This window comes from Parabacteroides faecis (assembly GCF_014647375.1).
GTDB classification, from domain to species: domain Bacteria; phylum Bacteroidota; class Bacteroidia; order Bacteroidales; family Tannerellaceae; genus Parabacteroides; species Parabacteroides faecis.
Genome location: NZ_BMPB01000012.1, coordinates 46,935 through 73,094 on the forward strand (window position 1 = coordinate 46,935; position 26,160 = coordinate 73,094).

Below are 26,160 nucleotides of genomic sequence, written 5' to 3' on the forward strand. Positions count from 1 at the left end.
TATAACTAATCAAGGCAAAACTGATTGTCTGTTTTGCCTTGACCTTTATAAAAGATCATCTATAATGAAAAAAATAATCTGTTGTATTTTTCTACTTTTTTCTTTACATCAGTTTTTAATATCCCAAACTACCGGACGGATATCGTTAGCCGGAGATTGGCGGTTTGAACTGGATTCGGCTGACATTGGCGAAAAAGAATTATGGTATACAAAAACATTAATTGATAGTATAAAACTGCCGGGCATTACGGATGAAGGCGGTTATGGTCCAGAAGTTATTGAGACAGGAAAACTGTCCCGGTTGCATAAATATATAGGGAAAGCATGGTACCAGATGGATATAAGCATACCTGAAAACTGGAAAAATAAAAATGTATCCCTTTGTTTTGAGCGGATAATGTGGAAAAGTAAGTTGTGGTTAAATGATCAATATATTGATGCGCAGGAATCGTTATTGACACCTCACTATTATTTTTTAGGTAAGTTGTCTCCGGGTACCTATAGGTTGACTTTATGTATTGATAATCGCGAAATCTATCCGATAGGAAATGAATGGGGACATAGTTATGGCGAACAGACACAAATTATCTGGAACGGAATAATCGGAGAAATGATCATGTCATCACATCCGGATGTACAAATCAGCCAGATACGTACTTTCCCGGATGATACGGGACAATTGGATATTGAAATTTCGGTTTTGAATCGATCAAAAAAGGAACAGAAAGCAAAACTGTGTTTTGAATTAAGGGATAGGAAAACGGGCAAGGTGGTTAATACAATGGAGTCGAATTGTCGGATAACTTCCGGAAAAAACAGGATCGTCGAATCTCTTAAAGTCTCTGATGTAAAACTTTGGGATGAGTTTTCTCCTTCCTTATACGAACTGAACTGTTCTTTGATGAGTAAATCGGGAAATGATGTTTATGAACCTGTTATATTCGGATTCCGTTCGATTGGAAAAACAGAGGATTATATAACGGTTAATGGTCTGGAACGTTACTTGAGAGGAAATTTGGATTGTGCCGTTTTTCCATTGACAGGATACCCGGCCACAGATAAAAAGAGTTGGCTTCATATTCTTCGACACTATAAAGATTTTGGTTTAAACCATGTCCGTTTTCATTCATGGACTCCCCCTAAAGCTGCTTTTGAAGCAGCAGACGAACTTGGCTTATATATATTGAGTGAAATATTCTGGCGAGACGGATGGATGGGGAAAGAATTGGATATTGAAAAAGTAGAACCTTTTTTGCATGCAGAGTTAAGGAGGATAGCTGATTCTTATGGGAATCATCCCTCTTTGATCATGCTGGCAATGGGAAATGAACTGGGGGGATTTGATCGTAATAAGTTGGACCCTTGGATAAAAGACGTCAAAGAGTATGATCCGCGGCATTTTTATACAGCATCGGTCAGACGACCTGTTACAATGAATTCGGATATCAATTTTCAAGGGGATCTTTCATCTCCTTATCCGTTACTTTTTATTAATGAAGGACGATTATCCACGGATTGGGATTATGCCCGGTGGTATGGGGATGCCTCTCCGTTACCATCTATTCAACATGAAGTCGGGCAATGGGTGTTTTATCCCGACTGGAATGAAATAAATAAATATACAGGAAATCTGAGAGCACGATCGATGGAATCGTATAAAAAACTAGCTTTGAAACATGGTGTATATGAGCAAAATAAGGAGTTTATACAATCTTCCGGACTCCAATCGCTTACTTTATATAAGGAGAATGTGGAATCTTTATTGAGAACTCCTTATTGTGGAGGTTTTCAATTGTTGAGTATTCAGGATTTTTCGGGACAAGGAGTGGCATTGGTCGGCTGGTTGGATTCGTTTTATGATAACAAAGGGATTGTCACACCTGAAAAAGTTAGAAATTGGTGCAATACGACAGTTCCGCTTATGCGGGTCCCATCTTATATATACATGTCAGTCGATACTTTGAAAGTCGGAATAGAGGTTTTTCATTTTGCCAATAAAGATATAGAAGATGCAAGGATTGATTGGCAATTAAGGAATGAAAATGGTTATGTATGGGATAAAGGGACTTTCGACCATTATGATATTAAAAATGCAGTATTGAATAAAATTGGATTATTGTCAGTCCCATTGAATAAAATAGATCGTTCACAGAAATTGGTTCTGGAGGTCTCGATACGTGATACGGAGTATAAGAATAACTGGAATTTATGGGTATTCACCGAACAGAAGGATTTAAAGGATAATTCAGTGAAAGAAACAACTTCTGTTACAGAAGCTATTGATTATCTTAAAGCTGGAAAGAGTGTTGTTTTGTGGGCACATCGGTTGGGGGGTAATAAAAATGCCGGATATGCTCATTGGAAACCTACTTTCTGGCAGGCGGGAGATCAGGGAAATGAAGGGTTCACGAATGGAGCGGTTATTCGAAACACACATCCGGCATTCAACAATTTTCCGACCGACAACTATCTGGATTTTCAGTGGTTTGAGATTTGTCAGGGAGGACGTGGTTTTGATTTAGAAGGATTTCCGTCTACTATACGCCCTATTGTACAACCGATTCATGATTTTCATTTTAATCGTAAATTAGGTTCCATCATGGAATTTGTAAGTAAAGAAGGAGGACGTATTTTAATCTGTGGGTATAATTTGGTGGATTCGTTGGAGAAGAGACCTGCAGCGCGGGCTTTGAAGAACAGCTTACTAGGATATGTCGCTTCCTCCGGTTTTCAACCAAGTGACATTATTGATTATGATTGGATGAAACGCGAATTATATGATATAAACACATCTTACTTAGCCCCTAGTGAATTTGAAAAGGCTTATCTCTATGTAAAGGCTGGAGGCCGTTGGGAGCAAAACGGGGTAACAGAATGGACACTCGAAAAGGATGCTTCTACATTTTATGAAACAGATAAATATGGTTATCGTGTTCATTGTGATAATATAATAGTAGATGAATCATTTTCGGCATGGCAGGGAAAGAAGATTGAATTGGACTTAAAATTACCATTTGATTTTGATGGTGTGATTAAATTATTCCTCTGTAATCCGGATAATAAGGTTAGAAAAGGGACTGTTCTTTTCAATGGAAGAGAAACAATTGTCGATCATATTCCGCATAAAGGAAAATGGATTACATTTAAGTTGAATCCGGGAGAAACCTTATTAGGTAATATCGGTATTACGCTTACAGGCCTTGATGGTGGATCTTTGTTGGTTGGTGAAATAGCCTTGATGCCTAAACAATAATATTTTATGAAGAGTGCGAAAAAGTATATAAATAAGTTTTTAAGTGGGATCATCTTCTTTTGTATGTTTTTTGCGGAAACGTATGCAGGAGATGTTTCACGGATAAACCTTTCAATGAATACTGACTGGGCTTTTTTTCGGGGTGATATTGAAAACGGTGAATCTATTACGGCTGATGACTCCTCTTGGATGCCGGTTTCAATTCCTCATATTATGCAACTGGAAAGGAAACATTGTGGTGGAGATGTGATTTATGATGGGATAGGTTGGTATCGTCGTTATTTTACTCTCGCTCCTGAATATAAAGATAAAAATATTCGTATAGCATTTGAAGGTGTTATGACTTCATGTAAAGTCTATCTGAACGGGCATGAAATAACTGAAAATCATGGTGGGTATATTGGCTTTATTGCAGATATCACGGGTATGGTCAACTTTGACGGAAATAATGTCTTGGCAGTACGTGTATCCGCGGAATATGATCCGTTGACTCCGCCTGGAAAACCACAGAGCGATCTGGACTTTTATTATTATAGCGGCATATACCGGGATGTGGGAATGATAATTTCAGATAAGCTTTATGTTACGGATCCTCTGGAAGAGAATGAAATTGCCGGAGGAGGAGTTTTTGTCACTTATCCCGAGGTGAGTAGAGAAAAGGCAAAGATACATATAAAGACTCATGTCAGGAATCGGAACAATATTTCCAGAAAAGGATATCTTCTCACCTGTTTGATTGATTCGGATAACAAGGAAATTGTTTGTCAACGGCGTCCCTTTTCATTAAAAGCTGGTACAAGTATTCATTTGGAGCAAGAATTGTCGGTTGATAATCCTTCTCTTTGGTATCCTTATCGTCCTTGCTTGTATGAATTGAGAACAGAAGTGGTAGTTGACGATAAAACGGTAGATAAGGTTACCCGCCAAATAGGAATACGCTCTATACAATATACGACAGAAGATGGCTTTCTTATAAATGGAGAAAAATTGTATATGCGTGGTGCAAACCGGCATCAGGCTTATCCCTATGTAGGGGATGCCGCTTCGAATTCGATGCAGGAAAGAGAAGTGATCAATATGAAACAGGGTGGTTATAATGCGGTACGTGCAGCTCACTATCCACAAGATCCAGCTTTCCTTGACGCTTGTGATAAATATGGACTGTTGGTTGTAGAATGTATACCGGGGTGGCAGTATTTTAATAATGATACTACTTTTATAAACCGAGTTTATGAGGTTTGCCGTAGAATGATCAGGCGTGACAGGAATCACACCTCGGTTGTTTTATGGGAGACAGCGTTAAACGAGACGCGTTATCCGAAGGAAATTGCTAAGATGCTTTACAGGATAGCTCATGAAGAATATCCCGGTGATCAAATGTATACGGCTGGAGATTATTTTGGTCATACGGATCTGGTGGATTGTTATGATGTGTTCTATAAACAAGTAGCCCGTTTCCCGAAAGACGGTAATGTAATGAGTAATTATACGGAGGATCAAGTTGTAATTAAGCCGTTACTAACCAGGGAATGGGGAGATGGAGCCGGAGAGAGACCTCGTGTGAGTATAGCTGGGGATGAGAGAGAATTGCTTGAACAATGTAATACCCGCTATGAACAGCTGGAAGGAAGAGGTTATTTTGATTGGTGTATGTTGGATGCCAATGAACGTTTAGGAGGACATTTCTTATGGAGTTATAATGATTATAATCGGGGAAGTCAGGAAACGACAATGTATTGCGGCGTTGTGGATGTAAACCGTGCCCCAAAGTTTAGTTATTATATGATGCAGAGTATGCGTGATAAAAATATAAGCCAGGCTGGTTTATATGAAGGGCCGATGGTGTTTATCGCTTCCTATAATATGCCTTCGGAGACCGGGGGGGCTTTATCCCCAATCACTGTGTTTTCTAACTGTGATGAAGTAAAACTCTATCAGAATAAACGGCTTATAGGAACACAAACTCGGTTGGAGCGAACTTCATTCCGCCCTAATATAGTAAAAAAAGGAGGGAGTCCGGATTTCGTTTTTTATCTAGATAGATATGAGCAAGGAGAATTAATGGCTGAAGGTTTATCAGATGGCAAAATTGTAGCTACACATGTGGTACGTACCCCTGGGAAGCCACATCATCTGGAAGTCTTTTTTAGTCATAAAAATGTGATGCCGGTGGCGGACGGAAGTGATATGATACCAGTTTATATAAAGGTTTGTGATGAAAACGGGACATTAGTGAATAATGCTACAGATTTGATTACTTTGTCAATACGTGGAGAGGGAGAGATCATAGGTGATGGTATTGAACGGATAGGTGTTAGTCGTCAAAAGGTAGAAGGTGGTATTGGTTTTGTTTTTGTCCGGACCGGCAAATATCCCGGGGAGATAATAGTTAAGGCTGAAGCGAAAGATCTGCAGGAAGGAATAGCTGGTATAAAAAGTATCCCTTATGACGGTTTGTTCGTGCCGGACGGTATTCACGCACCTTTTAAAGGGAAAGAAGAAGATGGCGTAGTAGAAAAGATGAATGTAAAAGAAAGGATGTTGCTAAATCTTCCTGTGTTAATTCCCCGGAAGGTTACGGCAACCAGTTCTCATGTTTCTTATCCTGTAGTAAATCTCGTAGATGGGGATGATCGGAGTTGGTGGATTGCGGATACGGATAGTCTGCCTCAGGTTGTGACTTTTTCGTTTGATGAACCTGTCGATATAAAGGCAAGTCGTATTCTTTTTCAAAAGGATAGCTCTTTGTACGGACATACTGTTGAAGTGTCGTCTGATGGAAATAATTGGAGTTTGCTCTATGAGCGGGAGTGTACCGGTTGGGAGTTTAAACCGATAGAATTGAATTGTAGAAATGTGAAGTATTTTCGGGTTACAATTCATAGTGTATCGGAAGGACGTGCTGGTATGGGAGAAGTTACTTTGTTTGGGAAACGTAATACAGATTGATTTCAAATATTCAATTCTCAAGGACGAATGAGTGACTTTTTAGACAACCCCCTTTTGTTTTTTATTATTAATGTTTAACATCGTGGTTTGCTTAGTTTACCAATCCCTCTGACGGACTGAACATATAAATTGCAGAAACTGGCAAAAGGGACTGATAGGGAATAATAGAATTTTTGCGTGGCGATTTGGAGATAATCATGTATATTTGCAAGTTATAAAAGATACCTGGACTGTTTTTCAGATATCATTGAACGAGGATTTATATGGCAAAGAAAGCAACTACAACAAAACAAAATAGTAATAACGAGCCGGGCAAATTAGCGTTGATGAAAATGTTTTTCACCAATGAGCGTACCCGTTTCATTACAGGATTGGTAATAGCAATTATCACTATTTATATAGGATTGGCACTTATATCCTTCTTCTTTACAGGAGGTGCCGATCAGAGCAAGATTGAAAACGTTCCGTTGGCAGACCTGCTGACGAACAGAGGGTCGGTTGAGAACTGGACGGGAGTGCGGGGGGCTGTTTTGGCTGACCTGCTGATGAACCGCTGGTTCGGGATATCTTCTTTTATGATCTTGTTTTTCCTCGGATCGGTAGGAGCCAAACTGATGAACCTTCGGCGGGTATCGCTATTGAAGCGGTTTCTGTTTTGTGCCGCTATGCTGGTTTGGGGATCTATGTTTTTTGCCTTTGTGTTTATCAGCGGATATGAAGATACATTTATTTATCTGGGAGGACAACATGGATATTACCTGTCGGAAATGATGATTACCAATGTCGGTATTCCCGGAACTATCTTGCTGTTGGCCGGAGTTTTTCTGATCATTGCTATATTTTCAAGCAAGAGAACGATCCCGTTCCTGCAAAGTGTGCTTTCTTTCGGATGGCTGAAAAATCGTCTGAAGAGAGAAAAGGCAGAAGGTATGGATGATGCAGAAGAAGTAGTTGAAAATAAAGAGGATGAAGAGAAGGCGTCAGGCAGAACTGTCGTAGAACAGCCGGATGAGAAACCCGAAACGGTTGATTTCGTATTCGATACGGAAAGAGAAATGGAGACTGCCCGCCATGAGGAGAAGAAGCAGAAAACAGAAACCTATTCGAATATCTCCAATGATGATACGTTTGAAGTGACAGTACCTCAGGAAGAAGATGTTTATGATGCTCCGAATGCGGAAAATCAGCCGGATGAACCGGAAGATCTTCCCGGCGATCCGCGTTTTACCGTTGAAGTTCCTACCGGTGATGACGAAGTGTATGATGCTTCCGCTTTGGGTGATTACGACCCGAAACTGGATCTGTCCAGCTTCCGCAATCCGCCGATAGAACTGCTGAAGAAATATGATGTCAGCGATCATCAGGTAGACATGGAAGAGCAGATGGCTAACCAGAAACGAATCAAACAGACACTGGAAAGTTTCGGTATCAGCATCGCATCAATTAAGGCGACGGTCGGTCCGACCATTACATTATATGAAGTAATTCCGGATACGGGTGTCCGTATTTCGAAGATCAAGAATCTGGAAGACGATATTGCCCTGAACCTGTCGGCTTTGGGTATTCGTATCATTGCTCCGATGCCGGGTAAGGGTACGATCGGTATCGAGGTGCCGAACAAAGACCCGCAGATCGTATCTATGCAGTCGGTTGTTGCTTCACGCAAATTCCAGGAGTCGAAATATGACCTGCCGGTCGTTTTGGGTAAGACCATTACCAACGAGATCTTTATGTTCGACCTGTGTAAGATGCCCCACTTGCTGGTGGCCGGTGCTACCGGACAAGGTAAATCTGTCGGGCTGAACGCCGTAATAACATCTTTGTTATATAGAAAACATCCGTCTGAACTGAAGTTTGTACTCGTCGATCCGAAGATGGTGGAATTCGGTATCTATTCTGATCTCGAACGCCATTATCTGGCGAAACTGCCGGATGCGGACAAAGCCGTTATTACCGACTGTACCAAAGTGATCATGACGCTGAATTCCGTATGTAAGGAGATGGACGACCGTTATGAATTGCTGATGAAAGCGCATGTGCGTAATATCAAGGAATATAATACCAAATTCGTATCCCGTCATCTGAATCCGGAAAAAGGACATAAATTCATGCCGTTCATCGTGGTGATCATCGATGAGTTTGGTGATCTGATCATGCAGGCAGGTAAAGAAATTGAAACGCCGATCGCCCGTATCGCACAGAAAGCGCGTGCCGTCGGTATCCATATGATCATTGCGACACAACGTCCGTCTACCAATATCATTACCGGTATTATCAAGGCGAACTTCCCGGCACGTATGGCATTCCGTGTAATGCAGATGGTCGACTCGCGTACTATTCTGGATGCTCCGGGAGCGAACCAGTTGATCGGTCGTGGTGACTTGCTGTTTTCGCAGGGAGGTGATACGAACCGTGTACAGTGTGCCTTTGTGGATACTCCGGAAGTGGAACAGATCGTCAATTATATCTCCGGCCAGGTCGGATATGCTACAGCTTTCCTGTTGCCTGAATATGTGGGCGAAGGTGGTGACGACAAAGCACCGGGTTCGGTCGACCTGTCCGATCGTGACCCCTTGTTCGATGAAGCAGCCCGCCTGATCGTAATCCAGCAACAGGGATCGACTTCGCTGATCCAGCGTAAGTTTGCTATCGGGTATAACCGTGCCGGTCGTTTGATGGACCAGTTGGAGGCTGCCGGTATCGTCGGACCGTTTGAAGGAAGTAAAGCCCGTCAGGTATTGATTCAGGATGAATATAATCTGGAGCAATTACTTAATTCGCTGAAATAAGGTTTCCTTTTTTCCTAAATAATTAATTACCTATGAAAAGAGAACAGAAAATAAAAATATGGAGAGCGATCGCTATTTTCGGACTGTTGGCATGCCTGCTCTTTGGGATCAGAGTAACAAGCCGGGCACAGAATGCTGCTTCCATCCTGGATAAGGCGGCCGATGCTTATGAAAAGTCAAATGGTATTTCAGCCTCCTTTGCTCTGAACACCCGTTCGGATGTGCAGAAAGTATCTGAGAGTTTTGAAGGCACGATCAATATGAAGGGGGATAAGTTTACATTAGTTACCCCCGATATGGTTACTTGGTTTGACGGAACGACCCAATGGTCTTATGTGGAGCGCAATGACGAAGTCAATGTAAGTACCCCGAGCGGTGAAGAACTACAATTTACCAATCCGGCTTTATTGTTACGGGCGTATAAGAAAGGGTTTACCCCTAAATATATTGGTGAAAGTACAGCTTCGAACGGAAAGTCTGCCTATGATATCGAATTGACGCCTAAAAAGAAAGGGGATATCCTGAAAGTGGAATTACAGATCGAGAAATTCTCCAATTTCCCTGCTAAAATAAAGGTTGAAGCAAAGAATGGTATCAGTAATACGATTCATATCAGCAATTTGAAGACAGGCGTAAACCAACCGGACGATTTTTTTGTTTTTAAGGAAAGCGATTATCCGGATGCCGAAGTGATCGACCTGCGTTAAAATATAAGCGATAAAATAAGTTTCAAGTATCAATTTCAATTAACATAAAACTATGAGTGATTCAATAAATGAAAAGGTTCGTTGCCTGATTATAGGTTCCGGTCCTGCAGGATATACAGCAGCAATCTATGCTTCACGTGCTAATTTGTCTCCCGTATTGTACGAAGGAATTCAACCGGGCGGCCAGCTGACAACGACTACAGAAGTTGAAAACTTTCCGGGGTATCCTGAAGGTATCACCGGTCCGGAGTTAATGGAAGATTTGAAACAGCAGGCTTTGCGTTTCGGAGCCGATATTCGTTTCGGTATCGCTACGGCGACAGACCTTTCCGCTGCTCCTTATAAAATAACGATCGACGGTGAGAAAGTGATTGAAACAGAAACATTGATCATTGCTACCGGTGCAACCGCTAAATATCTGGGAATCCCCGACGAACATAAATATGCCGGGATGGGTGTTTCTGCCTGTGCAACCTGCGACGGTTTCTTCTATCGTAAGAAAGTGGTAGCTGTAGTAGGTGGTGGCGATACGGCTTGCGAAGAAGCTATTTATCTGGCAGGTTTGGCTAAACAGGTGTATCTGATCGTACGTAAACCTTATCTGCGTGCTTCGAAAGTGATGCAGGACCGTGTGTTCAATACGCCGAATATCATGGTGTTGTTTGAACATAATACAATCGGTCTGTTCGGAGAAAATGGCGTGGAAGGTGCTCACCTGGTAAAACGTATGGGTGAGCCGGATGAAGAAAAGGTGGATATCGCTATCGACGGTTTCTTCCTGGCTATCGGACACAAACCGAACTCTGATATTTTCAAACCGTGGCTTGAAACAGATGAGATCGGTTATATCAAAACAATACCTGATACGCCGCGTACAACTGTTCCCGGTGTTTTTGCGGCAGGTGATGTGGCAGATCCGCACTATCGCCAGGCAATTACTGCTGCCGGCAGTGGTTGTAAGGCAGCCATTGAAGCTGAACGCTACCTGTCTGAAATGGGTAAATAAGCTCTGATCTTTTAAACTAAATATCAGTAAAATAATAGGTAATACATCTATGTATCATGCATAGATGTATTATTTTTGTCCACCAAATAATATCGTAGAGGGAGTGGTATGAAGAAAATTTTATTGTTGTTGCCTGTATTTTTATTGATAATAGGATCTGTACGTGCGGTGGAATCTCCGAAACGGGAGATACGTGCGGTTTGGCTGACTACTATATATGGTCTTGACTGGCCGAAGAAACCGGCGACAACAGAAGCCGGACGAAAAGCCCAGCAGCAGGAGTTATGTACTATATTGGATCAGCTGGCCGATGCCAATTTTAATACCGTCTTTTTGCAGGTTCGCTTGAGGGGTGACGTGATCTACCGTTCGGCAATTGAACCGGCATCGAAAACTTTCTCAGGTAAATACGGAACAATGCCCGGATATGATCCGTTGGCTTTTGCAATAGAAGAATGTCATAAACGGGGAATGGAGTGCCATGCCTGGTTTGTCACATTTCCAGTCGGTACGGAAAAGGCCGTGAAGGAACAGGGCAAACTTTCTGTTGTGAAACGGAATCCGAAGTTGTGTAAACGGCATAATGGAGAGTGGTATCTCGATCCGGGAGTGCCGGAGACGGCCGATTATATTTTATCATTGGTGAAGGAATTGGTGAACGGATATGATATCGATGGTATTCAGTTCGACTATATCCGTTATCCGGAGCAGGCAAAGACTTTTCCGGACAAGGCGGTCCATCAGAAATATGGAAAATCTACCCGTTTGCCCGATTGGCGCCGTGAGAATATCAATAAGATGGTATATCGTATTTATGACTGGGTCAAACAGGCAAAGCCCTGGGTTCAGGTCAGCAGTTCGCCGCTAGGTAAATACAACCGTATCGAACGGGTTCCCAATGCCGGATGGACGGCGTATGAAAGTGTTTTCCAGGATCCTAAAATGTGGATGCAAAAAGGGAAACAGGATATGATCGTTCCGATGATGTACTACCTGCACGACAATTTTTTTCCGTTTGTGGACAACTGGGTGGAAAATTGTAACGGGCGTTTGGTTGTCCCGGGATTGGGGGCTTACCGGATGGATAAATCCGAAGCAGACTGGACGGTTAATGACATTACGGATCAGATAGATTACAGCCGTTATTATGGAGGTGCCGGTTGTACTTTTTTCCGCTGTGCAAATGTGTTGGATAATTCGAAAGGGTTATATAATGAACTGAAAGATAATTATTATAAATATCCCGCCCAGTTGTTACCGCTGACCTGGTTGAATGACCGCATCCCTGACTCGCCGGAGGGGATATGCGTGGAGCGGACAGGAGATGAGTTGAAATTATCCTGGCAGAAACCGGCAACGGAAAAAGAGGATCTTTCCTATACGGTATATTACTCGTTGACGGATTCGATCGATACGGCGTCGGCCAAATCCATGCTCGCAACAGGGATAAGGGATACAGTCTTGTATCTGCCGGTCGGACCGAATGAGGAGAGAGGTTACAGTTTCAGTGTTTCGGCTTCTACCCGCTATCATATAGAAGGGCAGCCGTCTCCTGAAACCTATTATTACTTATCTAAGTTTCCTAAATAATATTAACGATTAGGAGTGAATATGTGAAAGCACTATCTTTGTGCTGAATGAAAAAGACTGTTACATATCTGTTTATCGTTTTTCTGGCGTCTCTTATTTTCTATGGAGGTGCCGGAGTGAACTTTGTGACGTATTGTTGCAATGATTGCCGTACGGAAGGTGTAGCCGTTTTATTAAATGATAATTGTTGTGAAGTGCACGGTCATGGTTGCTGTGACACAGCTACAGAAGAGACATCCTGCTCCTCCGGTTGTTGCGAAGACGACTGTTGTGATCTGGAACGGATCAGTTTTGATTGGAGCAATTTTAATAATCCCATAGTAGAACTACAACCGGTAATGATCGACTTACTGTCGTTCAGTTCATCTTTGACCTCATTGGTACCGGTTCCTTCCATAAAAGAATCTATCTCGCTGGATCAGGACGGACCACCTATTGTCTGTCCCCGCATTTATTTGAATTTACTTACTTCTCTGTTGATTTAGTAGCTCAATATTAGAAAAAGGTGAAACCTTTTTCAGTTGACAGTTGACAAGTGACAGTTGACAGTTAGGCTTCGCAATCGAATATATAAAACGGGAGTCTATTCGTCAATCGGCTTCTGTTATCAATAAGGCATGCTTTGTTACAGGTTCATTTGCCGTCAGTTTTAACTGACGGAGTACAAGTTGTTTCTCTTTTTGGCTTTAGCCACATTTCTCTTAGCATGGAGAGTGTGTTTAAAATGGGACTAAAGTCCAAAGAAATAGCTCATTTACTAATCCGTCAGTTAAAACTGACGGCAAATGAACCTGTAATAGCGAAATCTCTTTGATAAGGGGATAGCTCAAACTGACAATCTTTGAAACATTCAAATCTGATAATAACTGTCAACTGTCACTTGTCAACTGTCAACTACAGAAATGAAACATTTCTGTAATAATAGAAACCCCAAATTCCGGTTTTACCGGAATATCTACTGAATCAAAATATAAAGTAATGTTGAAACAACTCTATCTTATTATAATACTGATTTTCTTCGCCATTACAGCCCAGGCGAAAGAAGTAAAAGGGCATGTGTTTGATGATAATGACCAGCCGATAATCGGAGCGAATGTCTATTGGGAAGGAACCCAGCAAGGGACAACAACCGATGTAGACGGTGCTTTCAAACTGAAAACCAGGGAAGGCGCGAATAAACTGGTCGTAAGTTATATCGGTTATGAGACTTTTGTCTTACCGGTTACGAATGTAGACGAGCCTTTGAAGATAAAACTGAAAGGTGAAGTTGCTCTGGAGGAAGTCGTGATCAGTGAACGTAAAATAGGAACGATCGCTTCACGAACCAGTGTGTTGCAGACACAGAAGATCACTTATGATGAACTCTGCCGTGCCGCCTGTTGTAACCTGGCGGAAAGTTTCGAGACAAACCCTTCTGTCGATGTCTCCTATGCGGATGCAGCTACCGGAGCGCGACAAATCAAACTGTTAGGGTTGGCTGGAACCTATGTGCAGATGCTGACGGAAAATTATCCGAATTTCCGTGGTGCAGCTTCTTTATACGGACTGGACTATGTACCCGGTGCCTGGATGGAGAGTATTCAGGTGTCTAAAGGAACCTCTTCCGTTAAGAATGGCTATGAAGCACTGGCTGGCCAGATCAATGTGGAATTCAAGAAGCCGCCGACGGCAGATATCTTTTCCGTAAATCTGTTCGGTAGTGATGCCGGACGTTATGAAGGAAATGCAGATGCTTCCTGGCATATCAATGACAAGGTTTCGACCGGCTTGCTGGTCCATTATTCCAATGATAAGAAGCAGCATGACGGTAACGATGACGGTTTTCTGGATACTCCTTTGAGGGAACAGGTCAACCTGATGAACCGTTGGTATCATAAACTGGATAAATATGTTGCCCAGTATGGAGTCCGTTATCTGCATGAAAGCCGTACCGGGGGGCAAGCCACCAAACATCATGATTTTGCCGATCCGTACAAGGTTCATCTGAATACGAACCGGGCGGAACTCTATACGAAGCAAGCCTATATTATCGATAATGAAAAAGTAGAAAGCGTGGCATTGATCCTTTCCGGTTCTTACCACGAACAGAAGTCTATGTATGACCGTACCCCTTACAATGTGTATCAGAACAATGTTTATGCAAGTTTGCTTTACGAAAAGGAATTTTCGCCGGCCCATAGTCTGAGCACCGGTCTAAGCATGAATTATGACGGCTTCAATGAAAACCTGTTACAGAATGATGTGCGTAATGTCTTTGACCGGACGGAGGTGGTGCCAGGTGCTTATCTGCAATATACTTACAACCTGAACGATAAATTAATTGTGTTGGGAGGTATCAGGGCAGATTACAGTTCTTTGTATGATTTCTTTGTTACGCCTCGCGTACATATTAAATATAATCCGTTTGACTGGTTTCATGTCCGTGTTTCTGCCGGTAAAGGTTTCCGTACGGCAAATATTCTTGCAGAAAATAACTTCCTGCTGTCGAGTAGCCGTAAAATGAATATCGCAGATAATCTGGATCAGGAAGAGGCTTGGAATACAGGTGTTAACCTGGCTTTCTATATCCCGTTGTTCGGAAAGGAACTGACATTGAACGGAGAATGGTATTATACCAATTTCCTGAAACAGGTCGTAGTCGATATGGATAGCGATCCTCATGCCGTCAGTTTTTATAATCTGGATGGAAAATCTTATTCAAACAGTTTTCAGGTGGAAGCGACTTATCCCTTCTTCCGTGGATTTACATTGACGGCCGCTTACCGTTATACGGATGCAAAAACCGATTACCGGAATGCTGCGGGAGTAACACAACGTCTGAAGAAACCGTTGGTCAGCGATTATAAGGGGCTGCTGACTGCTTCCTATCAAACTCCCTTGAAGAAATGGCAGTTCGACCTGACCGGCCAGTTCAACGGAGGAGGCCGGATGCCTGCCCCGGATGCAACAAATCCGTTGTGGAAATCCGACTTTAATGCTTATACTGTTGTGAATGCGCAGATAACGAAGTATTTTCGCAGATGGTCGGTCTATATAGGTGCGGAGAACCTGTTCGATTATAAACAATCTCATCCTATTATAGATGCCGAAAATCCGCGGGGAGATAATTTTGACGGTTCGATGGTCTGGGGGCCGGTTCACGGACGAAAAATATATGCCGGTCTGCGTTTTAACATCAGCCGCGATTAAATAACGATCATATTCACCAATTAATACAGATACATTATGAAACAGTTTGTAGTAGCATTGATTTGTGCCGTATTTACTTTTTCTACGGCGTATGCACAGGATGCAAAAAAGAAAAAAGACACCGTGACTTTCTTCGTTGAAGGAATGGAGTGTGCCAATTGTCAGAAAAAAGTAGAAAAGAATATCTCATTCGAAAAAGGAGTGACCGATATGAAGTGTGATCTTAAAACCCGCACGGTAGAGGTTACTTACAAGACGGATAAGACATCGAAAACGAAATTAGCTTCAGCCTTTAAAAAGATTGGTATGGAAGCTGTGCCTGTGGATGATGGTGCCGGTTGTCCGGTCAGTCCTGCGAAAAAAAATTAAGCAGTCTATATCCGTTAACACGAAAATTCGTTAGAACATCTTATCTTTGCAAAGCATACCTGTATGGGGCGGATCTATGTGTCCGCCTCTTTTATGAAAAAAAAGTTCATAAAACATGCAGCGTTTTGTACGAGAATAACATCATAATAGTTGTATGGCCTCGTAAGAGGTGAGAAGGCACACACTGAATGGATGAGACACAACTGATAAATGGTTGTAGGAAGGGGGACAGGCTGGCTCAGAAAGAGCTTTACGAGAGGTATTCCCGCAAAATGATGGGAGTTTGTCTGCGTTATGTAAACGACAGGGAGACTGCCCGCGATTTGTTGCAGGATGGATTCGTAAAAGTTTTTACCAGTATGGACTCTTTCTCGGGTATAGGTTCATTCGAAGGGTGGATGCGTAAGATCTTTGTCAATTGTGCATTGGAACATTTGCGTAAATCGGATGTGTTGCGCGAATCGACCGATCTGGATAACACGGCTGAATTGATACAGCCGGATAGTTCGGTCATATCGGATATGTCGGCGGCGGAGCTGATGAGGCTGGTACAGGAGTTACCGGCAGGTTTCCGTACCGTATTCAACCTGTTCGCAATAGAAGGATATTCGCATAAGGAGATCAGTGATATGTTGAATATAACGGAAAGTACGTCACGTTCACAGTTTACGCGCGCCAAACAGATGTTGCAAAAGAGGATTAACGCTTTGTATTGAAAGGAAAAAATGGAAAAGGAAAGAGATACAATTGATGATTTGTTCCGCTCGAAATTACAAGATTTTGAGGTGGATACAATGCCGGGCGACTGGGAGGCGATAGCCGATCGTTTGCCGGGTAGAGCGCCGGTACCTTTCCGCCGGACCCTGCGCTATTGGGCTGCAGCAGCAGTTATATCGCTGTTAATGATAACGAGTAGCGTTTATTTATTCAGATCAGAGAAGGAGGCAACTCCGATTGCTGCAAAGATCGAACAGGAAACAAAGAAAATAGAAACAGAGCTGGCAAAGGAAACAGAACCATCTGTTACTCAGATACAGCCTGTAGAAGAACAAATTACAGCTACACCGGTTGCCAGAGTGCAACAGCCGGTGAAGCATGAAACATATAAGGCGACTGTAACAGTTGCCGATACTGAACCTGCCGTTATTTCTTCAGATGATGACATGGAGGAGAATGCAGAAGTAATAATACATTCGGATGATACCGCTGTGGTTGAAACAGAGGATGTTGTACAGGATCATCCGAAAGTAGGTTCTGCTGATGAATCCCGTTCGTTGATAGCAGACGCTGCTCCGGTCGGCAAAAAAGAGAAGAATGTTTCTACTCGTCGATGGGGATTCGGTATGGGAGGTGGTAGTGTTACTACCGGGACAAGCAATTCATTGAATACGTATGCTTTGAAGAATACATCGTTGACAGATCAGGAATTGTTATTCCTGAACGCAGCTAATTTTGAGAGCTCGTTGCCGAGGACCAATGTAAAGCATAAGACACCGGTTTCTGTGGGGATGTCAATAAGTTATTCTTTGAATAATCGTTTTGCTTTAGTGACCGGTTTGAATTATTCTTTATTGTCTTCTTCCTGGGAAACAACTGCGTCGTATCATAATAAAACGAGTCAGAAGCTTCATTTTATAGGCATTCCGTTGTCTTTGTCATATAAAATAGCGGAATGGAATCGTTTCCAGGTATATGCTGCAGCAGGAATTATGACAGAAGTGAATGTAGCAGGTAAATTGGTTACGAACAAATATATGCATAAAGAATTATACGGTAAAGAATCCGAACATATTCGTATGAAGGAATGGTTGTGGTCTGTTAATGCCCGTGCCGGTGTTAGTTACCCATTACTTCGTTTTTTAAGTCTCTATGCTGAAGTGGGAGCGAATTATTACTTCGATAACGGAAGTACCATTGAAACAGTTCGTTCTGAAAAACCATTTAATGTAAATCTGCAAGCCGGTTTCCGGTTCGGTTTTTAATCTGATAAGAAACAAATACTAATAACATAAAAATAAAAAAACGGAAAATGAAGAAGCTTAAATCTTTAGGAGCGGTTGCTGTGGCAACTGTGTTGTTGACCTCTTGTTTGGATGGTAATAATGAGAGTAGTTTAAATGGAATTGGAGTTATTGATTATTCGGATGATTTTAGAACTGTTGCTTATATAGATGATTACACACCTGTATATTCTCCGGTATTTAAAGATTTGAAAACTGGTGATTGTATTTATTTTACTAGCACTTATAGTTCGGATGATCCTGCAAATAATGGCTCGAACAAATATGTGACAGTAACTAATGCTGTAGTCACAAACAAAATAGATAATGATGGATATTTCAATAGTCAGCTGGATACGGCTAACATTAAACCCGGTGAAATAACTGCTTTGAATGCCGGTCTTTTGTATGCGACTCAATATTCGTATACTCTTAAAAATTATTTATTTGTAGGTTCCAGTCATGAAAAAGTCCCAGCAGATCAGGATAATACATATTTTTTGGAATATGATTATAGTCAAGAACCCCAGACTGTAGATGGGAAACGTGTTTATGACTTCTTTTTGCGTATTGTGAAAAATGCTGATGGTAAAGGTGTTGTCGGTACTAATCCTTTTAATTATGCATTTAATACACATGGTTATTTCAAAACTTTACAGTCAAAAGAAACTGCTGCAGGAAACGAGACCTTGAACATCCGAATTAATTATATCAAGGAGTTTAATAAAGATACGACAGCTGCAACATGGGCTAAGTCTCAGATTTATCAAACCCAGATATTGAAGGAAACTAATTAAGACAAGATAATATCTACAATGAAAAAGGAATTCAGTAATGAGTTCCTTTTTTATTGGTACTAACCAATGAAATACTTTTCGGGAATATAAGTTTTAGTCTGTAAACTTCTTGATTTGTTCTATAAGAGCACTTTTCTCCATTACTCCGGATGTTCGCCATACGACTTCTCCTTTTTTGAAAATGATTAATGTCGGAACTGACTGGATCCGGTATAAGTTCGCAACAGCCTCATTTTTATCGACATCAATTTTCAGGACGCGTGCCTGACCGATCAGTTCCTTACCTACAGCTTCGACTGTCGGACTCATAACTTTACACGGGCCGCACCAAGTGGCAAAGAAATCTACCAATACTGGTCTATCTCCGTTTATGATATCTTTGAAAGTTTCCATATTGCTTTTTATTTATTATAACAATTGGAATGTAACGCTTGTTCATAGGACAGATGAAGCCGGTTATTTAATTTCATTAATAACAGTTTGGCTGTTTTCAAAAACGATAAATACACCTTCCCATTTGCCTTCTTTTTCATAGCTATCAATACCTTCTTTCTCAACAAAACGAATTCGATATGTCGCTTTTATTTTTTTCATCGTAAAAGTTGAGCTGTTTCGTAACTCACATGAGGGAGCTAACGATATCATTTCTGTAATTGTTCTGTCTGGTGGAAGATGTGTTTTTTCATTTTTGAAAGGTGCTTTTCTACCTCCAATGAAATATTTGTATTCAGAAGATAACAATTCGAATACATCAGGAAAAGCGATCGTTATCTCTTCTTCCGGCAAATAAGGCAATATATTTTCGTCAATGAAAAATTGAGAAGATTCTTCTACATTTTCAGACGAATTAATAACAATCTCTTTTGTTGTATTCCCTGTATTACGGAAAACCTGTTCAGGTGTTTTTATTTCAAAAAGATCTTCTCCGTCACCTTCCTGCAAAGCCCACATGATAGAACTAAATTCATATTGTTTTTCTTCGATTAGTTCTTCATCATTGTCTTTGCTACATGATATCAGTGAGAAAAATGATACAAGTAAGAATAGGACTCCAATTATATTTTTCATGACATTATAAAATTTATTTATACAAATATAAATGATAATTCTGGGTGTTGTGATTTTTGCTTTAATGTAAATAGGCATTTAAGGTTATTTAAACAGTAATGGATGAGATCTTTTGAAAAACAATGCTAAAGTCGGGGTGATGTCGATTTGAAATGATCTATGGGAAATTGATAAAATAGAGATTATCCATATTAATTCATTACATTTGTCTTTCATAATCTGTTAACAATAAACGACGTGATTACGGCTTATTGATTGCTAATATCTAATTTGAAGTGAAATACACATGGATACTGATTTTATAAACTTAACAACAGAAAATCTTGCCGATGAGCATTTATGTTGCATTATCCGCTCCAAAAAGCTCCATCCTGGTGTCGAGGCAAAGCGGCAATGGCTTTCTGATCGGCTGAATGAAGGTCATGTCTTTAGAAAGTTGAATGCAAAGGCAACCGTTTTTATAGAGTATGCCCCTTTGGAAACGGCCTGGGTCCCCATAACTGGTGACAACTATTATTATCTCTATTGTTTATGGACGCTGGGAAGTTACAAAGGGAAAGGTTATGGGAGATCGCTGATGGAGTATTGCATTGCCGATGCCCGGGAAAAGGGTAAATCAGGTATTTGTATGCTCGGGGCGAAAAAACAAAAATCCTGGCTTTCCGACCAGTCATTTGCGAAGAAGTTCGGTTTTGAGGTGGTCGATACTACCGATAATGGATATGAATTGCTGGCACTTTCTTTTGACGGAACCATACCGAAGTTTGCGCAAAATGTCAAGAAGCAAGCTATTGAAAGCAAAGAACTGACAATTTATTATGATATGCAGTGCCCTTATATCGATCAAAAAATTGAGATTGTCAGACAGCATTGTGAAATGAATGATGTTCCAGTATCTTTTATCCAAGTGGATACGCTGCAAAAAGCCAAGGAGCTACCTTGTGTATTCAATAACTGGGCCGTATTTTATAAAGGACACTTTGAGACGGTGAATTTATTACAGGATGTTGCCAGTTTAATGAGAATACTCAAAAAGTAAAAATGTAATTCCTGCTTTTTCCTGTTTATGATAATAATACCAGTGCTGATCTACTGGTTTTGCGTGTTTGAAAATAGCATTATAAAAAAGGGAATAAAAAAAAGGTTATGAAATTTAATAACTTCATAACCTTTCTTGTTTTGGCGGTCCGGACGGGACTCGAACCCGCGACCCCATGCGTGACAGGCATGTATTCTAACCAGCTGAACTACCGAACCAAAACAAATAAGAAAAATAGTAATTAAAAAGAAGCGGTCCGGACGGGACTCGAACCCGCGACCCCATGCGTGACAGGCATGTATTCTAACCAGCTGAACTACCGAACCTCTTTTTATTATCAATCTCTCTCGATTGCGGTGCAAAGGTAAGTATTAATTTCAATTCTGCAATACTTCGTGCAAAGAAAATATGCGTTTTTTTTAATCATGGCTGATATGCAGGAGATTAAGAAATGAATTTTTTTTTTGCCTATTTCGGATGTACCGGAGTTCTTTGTCGGGCAATTTAAAACAGGTTTGTCACATTTCTACACTGTTTCGCAACTTTTCATAAACCAAAGGGGAATATGTTATGATAATTTGTTACTTTTGCAACTCAATATAAAAAAAGAAAACGGAGAAAGAAAATGGACGTCGCCATTATTAAGTATAATGCCGGAAATATCTACTCAGTGAGTTACGCCTTGAAAAGATTAGGGGTAAGTCCAGTGATTACAGCCGACCCGGAACTATTAAATAAAGCAGATAAGGTAATTTTCCCGGGTGTAGGGGAAGCACAAACTACCATGGACTATCTGAAAGAACATAAAATGGATGCTGTTATTAAGGATCTGAAACAGCCCGTACTGGGTATTTGTCTGGGTATGCAATTAATGTGTCGTCATTCTGAAGAAGGAGATGCAGAGTGCCTGGGGATTTTTGATGCGGAAGTAAAGAAGTTTATTCCACACCGTCATGAGGATAAAGTACCTCACATGGGGTGGAATACGATCACTCAAGTTAAAGACGGTTTATTTACCGCACAATTGGAGAATAAATTTGTTTACTTCGTACATAGTTATTATGTACCCGTAAATGAATATACGGCTGCAACCACTAATTATATTCAACCGTTCAGTGCTTCGCTGCATAAGGACAATTTCTATGCAACGCAGTTCCATCCGGAGAAAAGCGGTTCAGTCGGTGAAGTCATTCTGAGGAACTTTCTAAAATTGTAAGATAATATGATCGAGCTTATCCCTGCTATAGATTTGATAGATGGCAAATGTGTCCGCCTTACGCAAGGCGACTATGATACGAAGAAAGTGTATAATGAAGATCCGCTGGAAGTAGCGAAGATGTTCGAAGCACATGGTATCCGTCGTTTACATGTGGTTGACCTCGATGGCGCCCGTCAGGGCAGGATCATCAACTATCGTGTGTTGGAAAGACTGGCAACGCGTACTTCTTTGGTGATCGACTTCGGTGGAGGGTTGAAGCAGGAGGACGATCTGGAAATCGCATTCGAAAGCGGTGCCCGGATGGTGACAGGAGGAAGTATTGCCGTTAAGAATCCGGAGGTTTTTACTTCCTGGATCACGAAGTTCGGAAGCGAAAAGATTATATTGGGAGCTGATGCGAAAGATAATAAAATTGCCATCAGCGGGTGGGAAGAGACTACAGATAAAGAACTGATCCCTTTTATCCAGGGATATTACGACAAGGGGATCACGAAGGTGATCTGTACGGATATCAGCCGGGATGGAATGTTGCAGGGACCGGCTATCGGATTGTATAAGGAAATACGGGAAGCAATCCCTTTTATATATATCATAGCCAGCGGCGGTGTCAGTTCGATTGAAGATATAGAAAAACTGGCTGAAGCGGGAATACCGGCGGTAATTTTCGGCAAGGCCATTTACGAAGGGAAGATCGATTTAAAGGATCTGCTTCGTTTTACCTGAAATTTGGAGGAGAGATCAACGTATGCTAGCCAAGAGAATAGTGCCCTGTCTGGATATCAAAGATGGAAAAACAGTAAAAGGAATTAATTTTGTGAACTTCCGCGACGCAGGAGATCCTGTTGAGTTGGGGGCGCAATATAGCCGGGAGGGAGCCGACGAGCTTGTCTACCTGGATATAACCGCTTCGCATGAAGGACGTAAGACCTTCACCGAACTGGTCAAAAAAGTAGCAGCTAATATCAGTATCCCTTTTACGGTGGGAGGTGGTATTAACGAATTAAAAGACGTAGACCGTCTGTTGAGTGCCGGTGCAGATAAAGTATCGGTCAATTCGGCAGCACTACGCAACCCTTCGCTGATCGAAGAGATTGCGAAGAATTTCGGAAGCCAGGTTTGTGTAGTCGCTATCGATGCGAATTACGAGGACGGGGACTGGATTTGCTATCTGAACGGGGGACGTATCCCGACAGAAAAGCATCTTTTCCAGTGGGCAGCCGAAGCCGAAAACCTCGGAGCCGGAGAGATCCTGTTCACCAGTATGACCCACGACGGGGTAAAGGATGGGTATGCCAATGATGCCTTGTCGACATTAGCCGACAACTTGCATATCCCGGTTATTGCATCGGGTGGTGCCGGAAAGATGGAGCATTTTCGCGATACCTTTGCCCGGGGAAAGGCCGATGCCGCACTGGCAGCCAGTGTGTTCCACTTCGGTGAAATAGGCATAGCCGACCTGAAGCTGTATTTGAATAAGGAAGGAATCAATGTAAGAATATAATTACAAGAATAAGATGAAATTAGATTTTGAAAAAATGGGCGGACTTATCCCGGCAATTGTTCAGGATAACAATACCAACAAAGTATTGATGCTGGGTTTTATGAATGAAGAAGCCTATGAAGAAACAAGGGAAACCGGTAAGGTTACATTCTTCAGCCGCACGAAGAACCGTTTGTGGATGAAAGGGGAAACCAGCGGCAACACCCTGCAGGTGGTGAGTATGATGGTGGATTGCGATAACGACACGATCCTTATCAAGGCAGTTCCGGCTGGTCCCGTTTGCCATACAGGTGCTGATACTTGTTTCGGTGAAAAGAATGTGGAAGATATCATGTTCCTGAAATATCTGCAGGACTTTATCGAACAGCGCCGTCAGGAAATGCCTGAAGGTTCCTATACCACTTCCTTGTTTTTGAAAGGGGTGAACCGTATGGCTCAGAAAGTGGGTGAAGAAGCTGTTGAAACCGTGATCGAGGCAACTAACGGAACAGAAGAAGGCTTTATTTATGAAGCATCCGACCTGATCTATCATCTGATCGTATTATTGACCAGCAAAGGTCTCCGTCTGGAAGATCTGGCACGTGAATTAAAGAAAAGACATAAAGGATAAATTGCTATGGAAGATACAACACTGCTCAGACTGGATGGCGTAGAGATCTGCCGCGACGAAAATGTCATATTACACAATGCCTCTTTTAGCTTGCGTAGCGGAGAGTTTGTGTACGTCATTGGAAAAGTAGGCTCCGGAAAGAGCAGTCTGTTGAAATCCTTGTATTGCGAAATTCCGATCAGTCAGGGCGAAGCCTGGCTGATGGATTACAATCTCTGTAAGATGAAGCGGAAGGACATCCCTTATCTTCGCCGGAAGCTGGGGATTGTTTTTCAGGATTTTCAGCTGCTTACCGACCGTTCGGTGATCAAAAACCTGGAGTTCGTCCTGCGGGCAACCGGGTGGAAGAAAAAGAGCGAGATAAAGGAACGCATCGAAGAGGTGCTTCACCAGGTAGGCATGCAGACCAAAGGATATAAAATGCCGCACGAACTGTCGGGTGGCGAACAACAGCGTATCGTCATAGCAAGAGCACTCCTGAATGACCCTGAACTTATATTGGCCGACGAGCCTACCGGTAATCTGGACCCGGAAACAAGCGGGCAGATCGTACAGCTTCTGCATGATATTTGCCAGAAGGGTACAGCCGTGATAATGACCACACATAACTATACACTGGTACATAATTATCCGGCCCGTATAGTTAAATGTGAGAATGCATGCCTCGGTGATGTCGGAGAATGATTTTTTATGTAACTTTGCACACGCAAAATAGCAAGGAACAAACAATTTAATTATAGGAAAAGAAAATGAAAATTTTAAAGTTTGGCGGTACTTCTGTGGGATCTGCACAGAGAATGAAAGATGTAGCAAAATTGATTTGCTCAGGCGACCGTAATATTGTCGTATTGTCTGCCATGTCAGGTACAACCAACTCGTTGGTTGAAATATCCGACTACCTGTACAAGAAAAATCCGGATGGTGCAAACGAAATCATCAATAAGCTTGCACAGAAATATTACGGACATATCGAAGAACTGTACAGTACCGACGAATATAAACAGAAAGCCAAAGAACTTGTAAAATCTCATTTCGATTATATCCGTACTTTTACGAAAGACCTGTTCACTTTGTTTGAAGAAAAGGTTGTATTGGCTCAGGGAGAATTGATCTCTACCGGGATGATGAACCTATATCTGAATGAAACAGGTGTGAAATCTGTCCTGCTTCCTGCCCTGGAATATATGCGTACGGACAAGAATGCAGAACCGGATCCTGTTTATATTAAGGAACGTCTGGTTAAATTGCTGAACGAGCATAAAGATGCTGAATTATATATCACCCAGGGATATATCTGTCGTAATGCCTACGGTGAGGTGGATAACCTGCAGCGTGGTGGCAGCGACTATAGCGCATCTCTGATCGGTGCAGCCCTGAATGCGGATGAAATCCAGATATGGACGGATATCGACGGCATGCACAACAACGATCCGCGTATCGTAGATAAAACGTCGCCGGTTCGTAACCTGCACTTCGAAGAAGCGGCAGAGCTGGCTTACTTCGGTGCGAAGATTCTGCATCCGACCTGTATCCTGCCTGCCAAGCTGAACAATATCCCGGTTCGCCTGCTGAATACCATGCAGCCTGAAGCTCCGGGTACATTGATCTCTAACGAAACGGAAAAAGGAAAGATCAAAGCTGTTGCAGCAAAAGATAATATCATCTCTATCAAGATAAAGAGTGGCCGTATGTTGCTGGCTACCGGTTTCCTGCGCAAGGTATTCGAAATCTTCGAAAACTACCAGACGCCGATCGACATGGTTACTACTTCCGAAGTAGGTGTATCGGTAACGATCGACAACCGCAAGCATCTGGAAGAAATCGTAGACGACCTGAAGAAATACGGTACGGTTACTGTCGATCAGGATATGGTAATCGTTTGTGTTGTGGGCGACCTGGAATGGGATAACGTCGGCTTCGAAGCCCGCATCGTTCATGCGATGAAGGATGTGCCGGTACGTATGATCTCCTACGGAGGCAGCAACTATAACGTATCGCTGCTGATCAAGTCGGCAGACAAGAAGAAGGCGCTGCAGGCGTTAAGTGATCATTTATTTAACAACTAAGTAATATG

The 26,160-nt window shown here is 41.9% G+C and carries 21 protein-coding genes and 2 tRNA genes; 19 read left to right on the plus strand and 4 right to left on the minus strand.

Features of this window, described 5'->3' with window-relative positions; translation table 11 throughout:
• Positions 1–64 precede the first annotated feature (64 nt).
• The 12 genes from IEY67_RS17430 (at position 65) to IEY67_RS17485 (ending at position 18,649) form a co-directional block, all read left to right on the plus strand.
• Positions 65–3,253: a DUF8487 domain-containing protein gene (locus tag IEY67_RS17430; RefSeq protein WP_183671106.1), complete on the plus strand. Its 3,189-nt coding sequence runs from the start codon at positions 65–67 to the stop codon at positions 3,251–3,253.
• Between the two features lie 6 nt (positions 3,254–3,259).
• Positions 3,260–6,202, plus strand: a complete 2,943-nt coding sequence (locus tag IEY67_RS17435) for a glycoside hydrolase family 2 TIM barrel-domain containing protein (protein WP_373292264.1) — start codon at positions 3,260–3,262, stop codon at positions 6,200–6,202.
• A 263-nt stretch (positions 6,203–6,465) separates the two neighbouring features.
• On the plus strand, positions 6,466–8,991 hold the full coding sequence (locus IEY67_RS17440) for an FtsK/SpoIIIE family DNA translocase (RefSeq protein ID WP_183671105.1): 2,526 nt from the start codon (positions 6,466–6,468) through the stop codon (positions 8,989–8,991).
• A gap of 32 nt (positions 8,992–9,023) precedes the next feature.
• The gene (lolA1, locus tag IEY67_RS17445; RefSeq protein ID WP_122375924.1) at positions 9,024–9,698 is read left to right on the plus strand and encodes an outer membrane lipoprotein periplasmic chaperone LolA1; all 675 of its coding nucleotides are present in this window, start codon (positions 9,024–9,026) and stop codon (positions 9,696–9,698) included.
• Positions 9,699–9,750: 52 nt separating this feature from the next.
• The gene (gene trxB, locus IEY67_RS17450) at positions 9,751–10,704 is read left to right on the plus strand and encodes a thioredoxin-disulfide reductase (RefSeq protein ID WP_122354007.1); all 954 of its coding nucleotides are present in this window, start codon (positions 9,751–9,753) and stop codon (positions 10,702–10,704) included.
• A gap of 108 nt (positions 10,705–10,812) precedes the next feature.
• Positions 10,813–12,294 carry a glycoside hydrolase family 10-like protein gene (locus IEY67_RS17455; RefSeq protein ID WP_183671104.1) on the plus strand — a complete coding sequence of 494 codons (1,482 nt, stop codon included), beginning with the start codon at positions 10,813–10,815 and terminating at the stop codon, positions 12,292–12,294.
• Between the two features lie 47 nt (positions 12,295–12,341).
• Positions 12,342–12,779, plus strand: coding sequence for a hypothetical protein (locus IEY67_RS17460; protein ID WP_183671103.1), 438 nt, complete (start codon positions 12,342–12,344; stop codon positions 12,777–12,779).
• Positions 12,780–13,272: 493 nt separating this feature from the next.
• Positions 13,273–15,483 (plus strand): TonB-dependent receptor plug domain-containing protein, encoded by a 2,211-nt coding sequence (locus IEY67_RS17465; RefSeq protein WP_183671102.1) that lies wholly within the window; start codon positions 13,273–13,275, stop codon positions 15,481–15,483.
• Between the two features lie 36 nt (positions 15,484–15,519).
• Entirely contained in the window at positions 15,520–15,852 is a 333-nt protein-coding gene (locus tag IEY67_RS17470) for a cation transporter (RefSeq protein ID WP_122354003.1), read from the plus strand.
• A 188-nt stretch (positions 15,853–16,040) separates the two neighbouring features.
• Positions 16,041–16,568 (plus strand): RNA polymerase sigma factor, encoded by a 528-nt coding sequence (locus tag IEY67_RS17475; protein ID WP_122354002.1) that lies wholly within the window; start codon positions 16,041–16,043, stop codon positions 16,566–16,568.
• A gap of 9 nt (positions 16,569–16,577) precedes the next feature.
• On the plus strand, positions 16,578–17,834 hold the full coding sequence (locus tag IEY67_RS17480; RefSeq protein ID WP_183671101.1) for a porin family protein: 1,257 nt from the start codon (positions 16,578–16,580) through the stop codon (positions 17,832–17,834).
• 47 nt (positions 17,835–17,881) lie between these two features.
• A complete protein-coding gene (locus tag IEY67_RS17485; protein WP_122375933.1) occupies positions 17,882–18,649 on the plus strand; it encodes a BFO_2992 family lipoprotein in 768 nt (255 codons plus the stop codon).
• A gap of 93 nt (positions 18,650–18,742) precedes the next feature.
• Here the strand turns inward: IEY67_RS17485 and trxA are convergent, their stop codons facing one another.
• Together trxA and IEY67_RS17495 are read right to left on the minus strand one after the other, a co-directional pair.
• The gene (gene trxA, locus IEY67_RS17490; RefSeq protein WP_183671100.1) at positions 18,743–19,042 is read right to left on the minus strand and encodes a thioredoxin; all 300 of its coding nucleotides are present in this window, start codon (positions 19,040–19,042) and stop codon (positions 18,743–18,745) included.
• 63 nt (positions 19,043–19,105) lie between these two features.
• Positions 19,106–19,717 (minus strand): hypothetical protein, encoded by a 612-nt coding sequence (locus tag IEY67_RS17495; protein WP_183671099.1) that lies wholly within the window; start codon positions 19,715–19,717, stop codon positions 19,106–19,108.
• Between the two features lie 286 nt (positions 19,718–20,003).
• Here IEY67_RS17495 and IEY67_RS17500 point away from each other — a divergent pair, with 286 nt between their 5' ends.
• Entirely contained in the window at positions 20,004–20,756 is a 753-nt protein-coding gene (locus IEY67_RS17500; protein ID WP_183671098.1) for a GNAT family N-acetyltransferase, read from the plus strand.
• A gap of 141 nt (positions 20,757–20,897) precedes the next feature.
• Here IEY67_RS17500 and IEY67_RS17505 read toward each other — a convergent pair.
• Positions 20,898–20,974 (minus strand) — tRNA-Asp (locus tag IEY67_RS17505).
• Positions 20,975–21,008: 34 nt separating this feature from the next.
• Positions 21,009–21,082, minus strand: a tRNA-Asp gene (locus IEY67_RS17510).
• A gap of 299 nt (positions 21,083–21,381) precedes the next feature.
• Here IEY67_RS17510 and hisH point away from each other — a divergent pair.
• The 6 genes from hisH to IEY67_RS17540 all read left to right on the plus strand — a co-directional run bounded on the left by hisH (position 21,382) and on the right by IEY67_RS17540 (position 26,152).
• Positions 21,382–21,972: an imidazole glycerol phosphate synthase subunit HisH gene (gene hisH, locus IEY67_RS17515; RefSeq protein WP_122353996.1), complete on the plus strand. Its 591-nt coding sequence runs from the start codon at positions 21,382–21,384 to the stop codon at positions 21,970–21,972.
• Positions 21,973–21,978: 6 nt separating this feature from the next.
• Positions 21,979–22,698: a 1-(5-phosphoribosyl)-5-[(5-phosphoribosylamino)methylideneamino]imidazole-4-carboxamide isomerase gene (hisA, locus tag IEY67_RS17520; RefSeq protein ID WP_183671097.1), complete on the plus strand. Its 720-nt coding sequence runs from the start codon at positions 21,979–21,981 to the stop codon at positions 22,696–22,698.
• A gap of 22 nt (positions 22,699–22,720) precedes the next feature.
• The gene (hisF, locus tag IEY67_RS17525; protein WP_122353994.1) at positions 22,721–23,476 is read left to right on the plus strand and encodes an imidazole glycerol phosphate synthase subunit HisF; all 756 of its coding nucleotides are present in this window, start codon (positions 22,721–22,723) and stop codon (positions 23,474–23,476) included.
• Positions 23,477–23,489: 13 nt separating this feature from the next.
• Entirely contained in the window at positions 23,490–24,086 is a 597-nt protein-coding gene (gene hisIE / locus IEY67_RS17530) for a bifunctional phosphoribosyl-AMP cyclohydrolase/phosphoribosyl-ATP diphosphatase HisIE (protein WP_122353993.1), read from the plus strand.
• 6 nt (positions 24,087–24,092) lie between these two features.
• Positions 24,093–24,770: a cell division ATP-binding protein FtsE gene (locus IEY67_RS17535; protein ID WP_122353992.1), complete on the plus strand. Its 678-nt coding sequence runs from the start codon at positions 24,093–24,095 to the stop codon at positions 24,768–24,770.
• Between the two features lie 65 nt (positions 24,771–24,835).
• On the plus strand, positions 24,836–26,152 hold the full coding sequence (locus IEY67_RS17540) for an aspartate kinase (protein WP_122353991.1): 1,317 nt from the start codon (positions 24,836–24,838) through the stop codon (positions 26,150–26,152).
• Positions 26,153–26,160: the final 8 nt, after the last annotated feature.

Bases quoted from the DNA above. Each gene is read 5' to 3' on its own strand.
- IEY67_RS17430 (WP_183671106.1), top strand. From the start codon at position 65: ATGAAAAAAATAATCTGTTGTATTTTTCTACTTTTTTCTTTACATCAG.
- IEY67_RS17435 (WP_373292264.1), top strand. From the start codon at position 3,260: ATGAAGAGTGCGAAAAAGTATATAAATAAGTTTTTAAGTGGGATCATC.
- IEY67_RS17440 (WP_183671105.1), top strand. From the start codon at position 6,466: ATGGCAAAGAAAGCAACTACAACAAAACAAAATAGTAATAACGAGCCG.
- lolA1 (WP_122375924.1), top strand. From the start codon at position 9,024: ATGAAAAGAGAACAGAAAATAAAAATATGGAGAGCGATCGCTATTTTC.
- trxB (WP_122354007.1), top strand. From the start codon at position 9,751: ATGAGTGATTCAATAAATGAAAAGGTTCGTTGCCTGATTATAGGTTCC.
- IEY67_RS17455 (WP_183671104.1), top strand. From the start codon at position 10,813: ATGAAGAAAATTTTATTGTTGTTGCCTGTATTTTTATTGATAATAGGA.
- IEY67_RS17460 (WP_183671103.1), top strand. From the start codon at position 12,342: ATGAAAAAGACTGTTACATATCTGTTTATCGTTTTTCTGGCGTCTCTT.
- IEY67_RS17465 (WP_183671102.1), top strand. From the start codon at position 13,273: ATGTTGAAACAACTCTATCTTATTATAATACTGATTTTCTTCGCCATT.
- IEY67_RS17470 (WP_122354003.1), top strand. From the start codon at position 15,520: ATGAAACAGTTTGTAGTAGCATTGATTTGTGCCGTATTTACTTTTTCT.
- IEY67_RS17475 (WP_122354002.1), top strand. From the start codon at position 16,041: ATGGATGAGACACAACTGATAAATGGTTGTAGGAAGGGGGACAGGCTG.
- IEY67_RS17480 (WP_183671101.1), top strand. From the start codon at position 16,578: ATGGAAAAGGAAAGAGATACAATTGATGATTTGTTCCGCTCGAAATTA.
- IEY67_RS17485 (WP_122375933.1), top strand. From the start codon at position 17,882: ATGAAGAAGCTTAAATCTTTAGGAGCGGTTGCTGTGGCAACTGTGTTG.
- trxA (WP_183671100.1), bottom strand. From the start codon at position 19,042: ATGGAAACTTTCAAAGATATCATAAACGGAGATAGACCAGTATTGGTA.
- IEY67_RS17495 (WP_183671099.1), bottom strand. From the start codon at position 19,717: ATGAAAAATATAATTGGAGTCCTATTCTTACTTGTATCATTTTTCTCA.
- IEY67_RS17500 (WP_183671098.1), top strand. From the start codon at position 20,004: ATGGATACTGATTTTATAAACTTAACAACAGAAAATCTTGCCGATGAG.
- hisH (WP_122353996.1), top strand. From the start codon at position 21,382: ATGGACGTCGCCATTATTAAGTATAATGCCGGAAATATCTACTCAGTG.
- hisA (WP_183671097.1), top strand. From the start codon at position 21,979: ATGATCGAGCTTATCCCTGCTATAGATTTGATAGATGGCAAATGTGTC.
- hisF (WP_122353994.1), top strand. From the start codon at position 22,721: ATGCTAGCCAAGAGAATAGTGCCCTGTCTGGATATCAAAGATGGAAAA.
- hisIE (WP_122353993.1), top strand. From the start codon at position 23,490: ATGAAATTAGATTTTGAAAAAATGGGCGGACTTATCCCGGCAATTGTT.
- IEY67_RS17535 (WP_122353992.1), top strand. From the start codon at position 24,093: ATGGAAGATACAACACTGCTCAGACTGGATGGCGTAGAGATCTGCCGC.
- IEY67_RS17540 (WP_122353991.1), top strand. From the start codon at position 24,836: ATGAAAATTTTAAAGTTTGGCGGTACTTCTGTGGGATCTGCACAGAGA.